General features: G+C 46.8%; 11 protein-coding genes and 1 riboswitch. Of the genes, 10 read left to right on the forward strand and 1 reads right to left on the reverse strand.

Features of this window, described 5'->3' with window-relative positions; genetic code table 11:
• The coding region (locus tag BO48_RS16260; protein WP_496369102.1) for an IS3 family transposase at nt 1-396 on the forward strand (396 nt) is incomplete at its 5' end.
• 71 nt (nt 397-467) lie between these two features.
• Here BO48_RS16260 and BO48_RS16265 read toward each other — a convergent pair.
• Nucleotides 468-629: a hypothetical protein gene (locus BO48_RS16265; protein ID WP_496369103.1), complete on the reverse strand. Its 162-nt coding sequence runs from the start codon at nt 627-629 to the stop codon at nt 468-470.
• 229 nt (nt 630-858) lie between these two features.
• Nucleotides 859-969, forward strand: a riboswitch (SAM riboswitch).
• A 70-nt stretch (nt 970-1,039) separates the two neighbouring features.
• Here BO48_RS16265 and BO48_RS16270 point away from each other — a divergent pair.
• From BO48_RS16270 to BO48_RS16310, 9 genes are all read left to right on the forward strand, one after another.
• Nucleotides 1,040-2,836, forward strand: a complete 1,797-nt coding sequence (locus tag BO48_RS16270) for a PLP-dependent aspartate aminotransferase family protein (protein WP_496369104.1) — start codon at nt 1,040-1,042, stop codon at nt 2,834-2,836.
• A 15-nt stretch (nt 2,837-2,851) separates the two neighbouring features.
• A complete protein-coding gene (locus BO48_RS16275; RefSeq protein WP_496369106.1) occupies nt 2,852-3,862 on the forward strand; it encodes an aliphatic sulfonate ABC transporter substrate-binding protein in 1,011 nt (336 codons plus the stop codon).
• Nucleotides 3,863-3,992: 130 nt separating this feature from the next.
• Nucleotides 3,993-4,727, forward strand: a complete 735-nt coding sequence (locus BO48_RS16280) for an ABC transporter permease (protein WP_496369116.1) — start codon at nt 3,993-3,995, stop codon at nt 4,725-4,727.
• A 13-nt stretch (nt 4,728-4,740) separates the two neighbouring features.
• The gene (locus tag BO48_RS16285; RefSeq protein WP_496369108.1) at nt 4,741-5,469 is read left to right on the forward strand and encodes an ABC transporter ATP-binding protein; all 729 of its coding nucleotides are present in this window, start codon (nt 4,741-4,743) and stop codon (nt 5,467-5,469) included.
• A 38-nt stretch (nt 5,470-5,507) separates the two neighbouring features.
• A complete protein-coding gene (acsA, locus tag BO48_RS16290; RefSeq protein WP_496369110.1) occupies nt 5,508-7,193 on the forward strand; it encodes an acetate--CoA ligase in 1,686 nt (561 codons plus the stop codon).
• A gap of 102 nt (nt 7,194-7,295) precedes the next feature.
• Nucleotides 7,296-7,769 carry a peptide-methionine (S)-S-oxide reductase gene (locus BO48_RS16295; RefSeq protein WP_496369118.1) on the forward strand — a complete coding sequence of 158 codons (474 nt, stop codon included), beginning with the start codon at nt 7,296-7,298 and terminating at the stop codon, nt 7,767-7,769.
• A 110-nt stretch (nt 7,770-7,879) separates the two neighbouring features.
• Nucleotides 7,880-8,530 (forward strand): TetR/AcrR family transcriptional regulator, encoded by a 651-nt coding sequence (locus tag BO48_RS16300; RefSeq protein ID WP_496369112.1) that lies wholly within the window; start codon nt 7,880-7,882, stop codon nt 8,528-8,530.
• Nucleotides 8,531-8,558: 28 nt separating this feature from the next.
• On the forward strand, nt 8,559-9,440 hold the full coding sequence (locus BO48_RS16305) for an ABC transporter ATP-binding protein (RefSeq protein WP_092988005.1): 882 nt from the start codon (nt 8,559-8,561) through the stop codon (nt 9,438-9,440).
• Nucleotides 9,441-9,461: 21 nt separating this feature from the next.
• Nucleotides 9,462-11,075 carry an ABC transporter permease gene (locus BO48_RS16310; protein ID WP_496369114.1) on the forward strand — a complete coding sequence of 538 codons (1,614 nt, stop codon included), beginning with the start codon at nt 9,462-9,464 and terminating at the stop codon, nt 11,073-11,075.
• The last annotated feature ends 409 nt before the right edge of the window (nt 11,076-11,484 follow it).

Genomic DNA, 11,484 nt, shown 5'->3' on the forward strand with positions numbered 1-11,484 from the left:
CGTGTGATTGGCTGGGCCATGTCAGATCGAATGACACAGGCGCTCGTCATTCAGGCGTTGAAGCGTGCATTCCAGACACAGCCGCCTACAGCGGGCTTGATTCATCATTCAGACCGGGGCAGCCAGTATGCTGCCTTGGATTATCAGGCATTACTGCGTGAAAATGAGATCACGACAAGCATGAGTCGTAAAGGCAACTGTTATGACAACGCCTGTATCGAGTCGTTTCACAGCATTATCAAGAAAGAACTGATTCATCCTGCGCGCTATCAGACACGCGAAGCAGCCAGCCGGAGCATACTCGAATATATTATCAGTTTCTACAATTACGAAAGAATCCATGCCTATCTCGATTATCTGTCACCAATCGCTTTCGAGAAGAAATATGCCCGATAATGAAGTTAGCGAACATTTGAATTTTGAATATATCAAGGAAAAATCAGTAGCAAAAATCGCATCGTCTTGATTTAATGTGTCCGAAATCTTGACAGAAGTCCAGCAGGCAGTATTTCCCCCCATAAAGTTTTGGCACCGTCTTCCTCTTCGTTGGCCTGTGCAGTATCGCTCATCCCCGTAACCGTTAACGCACCTGCGACAAAAAGTGAACTTAACAAAACTTTCTTTTTCATCAGGAAATCTCCTTTCGAAATATAGTACCTTATCCTTGTAAAGTAACACAAAAATTCCTAAAATTCAACATCTTCAGAATACAGGGGGTGTCATCCAAAAAGGCATTCTAATACGAAAAGACGCCACTGAAAGTTATCTAAATTCTCTCTCAAAACTAAATATTTAAAAAATGCTTTGACAAACCGTTTTAATCATAGTATTGTAGTATGCATTAAAGAAATATATTTCAACTTATCAAGAGAGGCAGAGGGACTGGCCCTTTGACGCCCGGCAACCATCAGGCATATTTGTCTGAAAAGGTGCTAATTCCAGCAGGACGATGTTCCTGGAAGATAAGAGGAGTAAAAGCTCTCTTCTTATACTTAAAGAGGAGAGCTTTTTTTAATACATATAATTTGGAGGAATGGATATGTCAAACGAACACAATTCAACTTATGATCTGGAAACTTTATCACTGCACGGCGGTCAGGCGCCGGACCCGACGACGGGTTCAAGGGCTGTACCGATCTATCAGACAACGTCGTACGTATTCCACGATACAGATCATGCGGAAAGCTTATTTTCACTCGATGAGCCTGGAAACATTTACTCGCGTATCGGCAACCCGACTGTGGAAGTGTTTGAAAAGCGTATGGCACTGCTCGAAGAAGGCGTGGCAGCTGTTGCGACTTCATCCGGGATGTCTGCGATTACACTGTCCATTCTGAATCTGGCAAGTGCAGGGGATGAGATTGTCGCCGGTTCGAATCTTTACGGCGGTACATATAACTTATTTGCGGTGACGTTGCCGAGATACGGCATCAATGTGAAGTTCGTTGACCCGACGGATCCCGAGAACTTTAAAAATGCCATTACGGATAAGACAAAAGCGGTATTCGGAGAAACGATCGGCAATCCGGGACTTCAGGTACTGGATATTGAAGCGGTCGCTGCCATCGCCCACGAAGCGGATGTCCCTCTGATTGTCGATAACACTTTTGCCACACCGCATACATGCAAACCGATCACTTTGGGTGCGGACGTTGTGGTGCATTCCGCGACGAAATGGATCGGCGGCCACGGGACATCGATCGGCGGTGTTGTTGTGGACGGCGGACGTTTCAACTGGAATCTGGAGAAGTTTCCTGAGTTTACAGAGCCGGACTCAAGCTACAACGGCATCCGTTATGCTTCAGATTTCGGGACGCTTGCATTCAGCACAAAGATCCGTGTCCAGCTGCTCCGTGACTTCGGGGCATCGCTCAGCCCGACGAATGCATTCCATCTGATTCAGGGACTTGAAACACTGCATGTACGAGTAGAGAGACATAATGAAAATGCTGAAAAACTGGCTGCATTTTTATCTGAACACCCGGCAGTCGATTGGGTGACGTACCCGGGCCTTAAAAGTCATCCGTCACATGAAATCGCGAAACGGACATTTAAAAACGGCTTCGGTTCAATCATCACTTTCGGCATTAAAGGCGGAAAATCAGCAGGTAAGAAACTGATAGACAATGTTGCACTGTGGTCGCATGTGGCGAACGTCGGGGATGCGAAATCACTGATCATCCATCCGGCTTCAACGACGCACCAGCAGCTGACAAAAGAACAGCTGGAGGAAACAGGCGTATACGAAGAGCTTGTCCGTCTGTCTGTCGGCATCGAGTCTGTCAGGGATATTCAAAATGACCTGAACCAGGCATTGTTGAAAGCGACAGGTATCGATACGGGTGAGGCAGAAGAGATCGTCATCAACGATGAAGGTGTCATCAAATGGATATTGAATTCACCGACGGAAAAAGTGACTGAAGACGGTCAGGAAAAAACACGTCAGAAAACACTTGCGGTCGTCGGGCTGAGCGGCAAGGAAGCGAGACCGAGCTACCGTCTGGCAAGAAAGATGCAGAGACTCGGCTATAAGATCATTCCGGTCAACCCGAGAGAGACGGAAATACTCGGTGAAAAGGCATATCCGGACTTGAAAAGCGTGCCTGAACAGATTGATGTTGTGCAGGTATTCAGAAGTCCTGAAGCCGCGATCGCAATTGCGGAAGAGGCACTTGAAGTGAACCCGAAAGTCTTCTGGCTGCAGGAAGGTGTCATTTCACCGAAAGCGGCGGATATCGCAAAAGACGGCGGGCTGCAGGTAGTGCACAACCGCTGCACATACAAAGAAGCACAGCGTCTGCGCGGTACAATCTCAACTTATGCATGTGAAATTTAAGAAGGAGGAACAGAAATGAAAAAAGCATTGAATGAAAAACTCGGGTTATTGATGGTAATGGCGCTGCTTGTTGTGATGGCAGGATGTTCCTCCGGCACGGCGGATTCTTCGGATTCACAAGAAAAACCGGAGGAAATCCGTCTGGATTACGCTTATTATTCACCGACCAGCCTGGTTCTGAAAGAGTTCGGATGGGCGGAAGAAGAATTTGAGGCAGAAGGCATCGATGTTTCCTGGACGCTCAGCCAGGGGAGTAACAAAGCACTCGAATTCCTGAACAGCAACAGTGTGGACTTCGGCTCTTCAGCTGGCGCAGCTGCATTGATGTCCAAGGCGAATGGGGCACCGATCAAGAATGTCTATATTTATTCCCAGCCTGAATGGACGGCACTCGTCAAAAGCGCCGATTCTGATATTGAGTCGGTGGAAGATTTGAAAGGGAAAAAGGTGGCGGCAACGCTCGGCACCGACCCCTACATATTTTTACTGAGGGCTTTGGCGAATGAAGGTGTATCACAGGACGAAGTGGAGATTGTGAATGTACAGCACAATGATGGTGCGACAACACTGAATAATGGCGGTGTGGATGCGTGGGCAGGACTCGATCCTCATATGGCGCGTCTTGAAGTCGATTCAGGTGCTGAATTATTTTACAGAAATCCTGATTTCAATACTTACGGATTTTTAAACGTCAGAGAAGCGTTTGCGGAAGAATACCCCGACCATGTCAACCGTGTGATAGAAGTGTATGAAAAAGCACGGGAATGGATTCAGGAAAATCCTGAGGAAGCGGCAGAAATTCTGATGGAAGAAGCTCAGATTGATCAGGCGGTTGCCGAGAAACAGCTGGAGCGTAATGATTTCACTGATCCGGTGCCAGGCGCAGCGCATCATGAGTCTGTATCGGAAGCAGGGAAGATCCTTCAGGAATCTGATGCCATCGATGCAGGTGCTGATGTGGAACAATTGACTGATGACCTGATTGATCCATCGTATGCGGAAGAAACGATAGAATCTTCAAATTAGATTGAACGGAGGTATTTTTGTGAAAAAGAGCATAGAACTGTCAGCAGGTGATCTGCCTGGAAGCAGGAGTAAAGCGAGAGCTGGGTCACCTGCAAAAAGAAATAAACTGCAGCCTGTGATTTTAGGAGGTATGCTCCCGGTCATTCTGATTATTGCATGGGAATTACTGAGCCGTGCGGGTGTCTTCCCTTCCTATCAGCTGCCTGCACCGAGCGTGATTTTGGAAACAATCGCCGGTCTTGCACAGGATGGCAGTCTGTGGGGGCATATCGGCATCACCGTTTACAGAGTTTTTGCAGGTTTTCTGATCGGTACAGCATTTGCGGTGGTGCTCGGGTCGGTTGTCGGTTTTTATAAAAAAACGGAACAATTATTTGATCCGATGATCCAGGCATTCCGTTCGATCCCTTCATTGGCATGGGTGCCTCTATTCATTTTGTGGATGGGCATCGGTGAGCCTTCCAAAGTGACGATGATTGCGGTTGGTGTCTTTTTCCCGGTCTACCTGAACGTCGTCAGCGGCATTGGCGGAGTCGACCGGAAATTGATCGAAGTCGGCAGGATGTATGGGTTGAATACCCTGCAGCTGATCAGACGTGTAATATTGCCGGCCTCGCTCCCGTCATTCATGACAGGGTTGAGAAGCGGTCTCGGTCTTGGATGGATGTTTGTCGTGGCAGCGGAGCTCATGGGCGCAAGCACCGGGCTCGGTTATCTGCTTGTACTGGGACAGAATACATTGTCGCCCGAGACGATTTTAGCAAGCATCATTCTTTTTGCGATTGTCGGCAAGCTGTCTGACTGGGTTTTGAAAATTGTGGAACAGAAATCACTGCATTGGCAGGATAACGCCGGCAAGGTTTAAAAGGAGGGCCATTATGAGTTTGAATATTAATAACATATCCCGGACTTTTAGCGGTAAAGAGGTCGTCAAAAATGTGTCTTTTGAAGCCGGCCCGGGCGAAATCGTCGGTCTTCTGGGGACGAGCGGATGCGGAAAAAGTACAGTGTTAAGGGCGATTTCCGGACTTGATACCGATTATGGAGGCGAAGTTGAGATCAACGGGAAAATCTCCAGGCAGGTCGAGGCATCCACAGGGTTCATATTTCAGGAGCCTCGGCTGATGCCGTGGCTGGATGTGATGGAAAATGTCACATTCGGTTTGAAAGGGACGAAAGCTTCCAAAGTTGAACTGGGAAGAAAGTATTTGAGGGATGTCGGGCTTGAAGGCAGTGAAAATCTTTATCCCAAAGAATTATCCGGGGGCATGGCCCAGCGTGTCGCGATTGCCCGGGCTTTGATCACTTCCCCTGAAGTACTGTTGTTGGATGAGCCTTTCAGTGCGCTGGATGCCTTCACTAAAATGCAGCTTCAGGATTTACTTTTAAATATTTGGAAAGAGTATCAGACGACCATCGTTCTGGTGACTCATGATATAGAAGAGGCGACATACCTGTGCGATAAAATTGTCATTTTAAAAAACCGGCCGGGAAGGGTCGGCCACGAAATCAATCTTGATGAACCGCGCCCGCGTAACAGGGGGAGTAATGAACTGGCAGAATATAAGACGGAAATTTTGAACTACCTGGATTTAAGCAGAGTGTGATGGCAGAGGGAGAATATCTTCAGTGAAGGAGCTTTAATATGACTTTGAATCAGTTGGAAATTATTGAACCGTTGCCGGGAGACTATAACCTCCCTGACTATTCGGAAGTGAGGCAGAATTTTAAATGGGAAGATGCCGGAAAGGATTTGAGCTTTATTGAAACCGGCAAACTGAATATCGTCTATGAAACGATCGACAGGCATGTGGATGACGGATACGGCAGCAAGACGGCACTGCATTACGTCAATGGTGACGAAAGAATCAGCTATACGTTTAAAGAAGTGAAGGACAAGACGGATCACTACGCGCGGATATTAAAAGAGAACGGCGTAGTAAAAGGCGACAGAGTGTTCGTCTTCCTGCCGAAAACACCGGAATGTTATATTGCGATTCTTTCGGTAATAAAGATCGGCGCGGTGGCCGGACCTTTATTCGAAGCATTCATGGAAGATGCGGTGAGAGACAGAATCAATGACTGCGGCGGCACCCTGCTCATTACGGATAAGGACATGGTGAATCGGGTGCCAAAAGCGGATATCCCGACACTTGAAACAATCCTTTTTGCTGAAGACATAGAAGCGGCACCTTTTCAGGATAACGGGGCGGAATACGTGGAATGGATGGACGCCGAAGACAGCATGCTGATCCATTATACGAGCGGTTCGACCGGAAAACCGAAAGGCGTACTGCACGCGCACCGCGTTCTTACCCATCAGTATGAGTCGGGCAAATGGGTGCTGGACATCAAAGATGATGATGTCTACTGGTGCACATCGCACCCGGGGTGGGTGACCGGCAGCGTCTATGGGCTGTTTGCACCGTGGCTGAACCGTGCAACAATCGTCATCCAGGGCGGCCGTTTCAAAGCGGAGGACTGGTACAAGCTGATTGCAGAACTTAAAGTGACCATCTGGTACAGTGCACCGACGGCGTTCAGGATGCTGCTGTCTCAGGGCGACGTTCTGAAAGACTATGATTTATCGTCACTCAGACATATACTCAGTGTCGGCGAACCGCTGAACCCTGAAGTCATCTACTGGGCCTGGAAAGCACTCGGCGTCAGAATTCATGATACATGGTGGATGACTGAAACCGGCGCGCACCTTGTCGTCAATCTGCCGGGCGAGAAAATAAAACCCGGTTCGATGGGCAGACCGTTCCCGGGAGTCGAAGTCGGCATATTGGATGAAGCAGGGAATGTTGTGCCGAGAGGGACGCCTGGACAGCTTGCGGTAAAGACACCGTGGCCGGGCCTGATGAAAGAAATTTGGGGCAACAAAGATAAATTCGATTCCTACTTCAAATATGAAGGCTGGTATTTGTCGGGAGACCTCGCTTATCAGGATGAAGATGATTATGTCTTCTTCCAGAGCAGGGATGATGACATGATCAATTCTTCAGGTGAGAGGATCGGACCGTTTGAAGTGGAAAGTAAACTCATTGAACATGAAGCGATACAGGAAGCGGGCGTCATCGGGAAGCCGGATAAAGTCCGCGGTGAAATCGTCAAAGGATTCATCGTTTTGAGGAAAGGATTTAAAGAAACACCGGAACTTCTGGAGGAAATCCGTATATTTGTCAGAAATAATCTTGCAGCACACCTTGCACCGAAAGAGATCGAAGTAATGGCTGAACTGCCGAAAACGACGATCAGCGGTAAAATACTGCGCCGTGAATTGAAGCAGATGGAGATAGAGAAGGTTTCAGCAGGAAATATCGTATAGAAAGACATGTTCTCCGCATTCTGCGGGGAGCATTTTATTTTCCCGGGAAATAAAATTCCGTCGATGGTACAATTCAGTATGAAAAAGATGGGAGTGGATGGTTTGGAAACAGTATATTTGGCCGGCGGATGCCTGTGGGGTGTTCAGGCATTTATAAAGACACTGCCGGGCGTCCGGTTGACTGAAGCGGGCAGGGCAAATGGCGCAGGTCAGACAATAGAAGGGGACTACGATGGTTATGCAGAATGTGTAAAAACAACGTTCGACCCGGCCATAGTCACAATAGAAGAACTGGTGACGTACTTATTTGAAGTCATCGATCCATACAGTATTAATAAGCAAGGAGACGACATTGGCGAGAAGTACAGGACGGGTGTATACAGTGAAAACCCGGAACATTTAAAGAGGGCGGAAGCATTCATTCAGAAGAGAGATGATTATGACCTGATCGCCGTGGAAGTCTTGCCGCTTGAAAACTATGTGAAAAGTGCTGAAGAGCATCAGGACAGACTGGATAAATGTCCGGATGATTACTGCCATATACCGAAGGATTTATTAAAAAAATATGATGATTGACCGCAGACACCTGCCAGGGCACGCTCCCGGCGGGTGTTTATTTTCTGTGTGAAATTTAATTTGACCGGAGTGGTCAATAGTGTTATATTTGAATTGACCATATTGGTCATTTGAAATATGGCCGAAAGGAGGATGTGCTTATCAACCCTTCATTTTATAACTTAAAACAGCAAAAACAGGAGCGTATCATTAACGCAGGCATTAAAGAATTTGTCAGAAACGGATTTGATAAATCTTCGACGAACGCAATCGTTGAAGAAGCGGGGATTTCCAAAGGTTCACTGTTCAATTACTTCAATAATAAAAAAGACCTTTATTTATTCTTATTGGATTACAGTCTGGAGATCGTGGATAAAATCATTGATGACATTGACCTCGAGGATGGCGATTTATTCAACAGGATCCATAAGGTCGGCATCAGAAAGTTAAAGGTCCAGATGGAATTTCCGCATCTGTTCGATTTAATAACGGCAGCGGTCGCAGAGGAGTCGGAAGATGTCAGGGACATCATAAAAGTGAGACTGTCTCCCGTCTACAGGGAAAGTCAGCACAAACTATATGAAAACATCGATTATTCATTGTTCCGTGAAGATGTTGAGGTTGAAAAGGCGATAGAGATTTTAACCTGGACGATGACCGGTTACGGGGATAAAGCGGTCAGTCAGCTTCGCAGCTTTGAGGATCTCGGTGAGTTTGGCGAAAGATATTTGGAAGAGTGGGAACGTTACAGCGAAATACTGAAATACAGTTTTTATAAATGATTTGAAAGGTTAAGCGGGGTGGATTGTTATGACAGAAGTGGTAAAAGTGGAAGGTGTACAAAAGACGTTTGGCAAGGCAAAGGCGCTGAGTGATGTCACTTTCACGGTTAAAGCAGGGGAAGTGGTCGGCTTTATCGGCCCAAACGGTTCCGGTAAATCGACAACGATTCGTATTTTACTCGGAATCATTAAACGGAATGCCGGGAATGCTGAGATTTTCGGAAAGGATGTATGGAAAAACAGCCTTGAGATTCATAAACGCATTTCCTATGTTCCGGGCGATGTGACTTTATGGGGCGGTCTGACAGGCGGAGAAATCATCGATCTGTTCCTTAAATTGCATGGCGGCGGCGATAAGGAGCGGCGCGACTATCTGATTGAACGGTTTGAACTGGATCCTAAGAAAAAGGCGAAGAGCTATTCGAAGGGGAACCGTCAGAAAGTCGGATTGATAGCTGCTTTATCCGTTGAGTCGGATTTATATATATTTGATGAACCGACTTCCGGTCTTGATCCTCTGATGGAGTCCATATTCCAGGAAGAGGTCGAAAAGCTGAAAAATGCAGGGAAGTCAATTCTCTTATCCTCTCATATTTTGAGTGAAGTGGAGCGGCTGGCAGATAAGGTGGTCATCATACGGCAGGGAGAAATTGTGGAAACCGGTACGCTTGATGAACTGCGTTATCTGACCCGTTCAACGGTGAAGATGGAGACAAATGGAGACATCACTGCGATGGCGGAGGTCGCCGGCGTGTTTGATTTTGAGCAGGACGGCAATAAGGCCACATTCTCTGCCGAACAGGAGCATTTAAACGAAATATTATTGGCGGCAGGAAAATTGGATGTCATAAAATTCGATTCATCACCGCCGACACTCGAAGACTTGTTCATGCGTCATTATGAAGGCTGAGTGTGAAAGGGGATAATGATAATGAAAGAAAAATTTGCACGCTGGGATATACTTTTCTTGCAGTATTTAAAGCGTGATTGGAAAAAAATCATCATCTGGGTCTTGGGTATCGGCTTATTCTCATCCGGTTTCATACCGGCTTTTAAAGAGCTTGCGAAAGGACAGGGCCTGGTCGGGATGTATGAAACGATGCAGAATCCTGCAATGATTTCCATGGTTGGGCCGACACCGATCGACTCTGCTGCAGATTATACGCTGGGCGCGATGTATGCCCATGAAATGTTATTATTCTGCGGTTTGTTCACGATGATTGTGTCGCTCCTCCATGTGGTCGGCCATACACGTAAAGAGGAAGATCTCGGCCTGACAGAACTGGTCAGATCATTCCAGATTGGCCGCCAGGCAAACTCTTTGGCCACCATGGCAGAAACGGTGCTTATCAATGTGCTGCTGGCTGTGGTCATCAGCGTGGTGATGATCAGTTTCAATGCTGACACGATTACGGTGGAAGGGTCATTTTTATTTGGTGCATCAATTGGTGCTGCAGGTGTACTGGGTGCAGTGCTCGGCTTGTTATTTGCGCAGATCATGCCGAATTCCTCTGGGGCGACGGGGGTTGGACTCGGACTTGTCGGGCTGTTATATATGGCGCGTGCAGGAACGGATGCTTCAAATCCTGACTGGTCGATGATCAATCCGATGGGATGGACTTATCTGACTTACCCATTTACGGACAATAATTGGATGCCGCTCGTTTTTGTACTCATTTTCAGTTTGGTTGTCATCATTATTTCATTTGTTCTTGAAGGCAACCGTGATATGGGCGCAGGCTATCTTCCGGAAAGGGAAGGCAGAGCCCATGCAAAAAGCTCTTTGCTATCTGTTCAGGGGCTGTTCGCACGGTTGAACAGAGGTGCAATCATCGGTTGGTTTATCGGCTTCCTTGTAATGGGTGCGGCATACGGCTCGATTTACGGAGATATGCAGACCTTCCTTCAAAGTAATGAAGTCATGCAGCAGATGTTCACTCAGGCGGATGTATCGTTGGAAGCGTCCTTTACATCTACAATTATAATGGTGATGGCCGTACTCGTTTCAATTTTACCGATTGTCATCATAAACAAACTTTTTGCCGAGGAGAACAGGTCGCAACTCAGTCAGATATTCTCAACAAAAGTGTCGCGGACAGAATTGTTTTGGACGTCGGTGGGGCTCGCAATATTCGCAGGTGTACTTGGAACTTTACTGTCGGTGGCCGGTCTCGGAGGCACGGCACTTTCAGTTATGGAAAGTGATTCATCGATGGGGATGGCGGACTTTTTCGCAGCGGGCTTCAACTTATGGCCATCAGTGCTGTTCTTTACCGGTTTGTCCGCATTGGTCATCGGCTGGCTGCCGGGTGCCGGAAAACTGGTATATGTATATTTGGCGTATTCATTTATGTTGAATTATTTTGGCGGTATCGTCGACTTTCCGGATTGGTTTTTAAAAACGGCCATTCAGGACTGGCTGCCGCAGATGCCGGTGGAAAGTTTCGATTTACCGGTCTTTATTACCATTACAGCAATCAGCATTGTTTTAATGGTCATTGGTTATATCGGTTATAAGAGACGTGATATGGCGGAAGGTGCCTGATTGGGGCATAAAAAAGTGAAAGATATGTATTGAACAGAATTTTAAAATACCCGGGATTAAAAGTGATGACTTTTAACGGCTCTATAATAAATACGGTTGATGACTGAAATGTCATGGACCGTATTTTTATGTAAAAGGGTATAAAAATGGCGCAAATGTTCTTTATAATGAAGTCACCACAACTCACAGAAAGGAAACATTTACGCCTATGAAGCATTTTATACTATCTTTACTCCAAATGAAAGAGGATAATATCGATTTTACGAATACATCAGTGAAAGAAATCAAGCACAAGGGGATTAAGTCTCTGTTCATTACCGCCAAGCTGACGTACGATCCGACCCATTGCCCGGCATGTGGCTGTATCAATGCCGATTTTAGTATTGTTAAAAATGGCACGCGCACGTCG

Source organism: Lacicoccus kunmingensis DSM 17847, assembly GCF_059568765.1.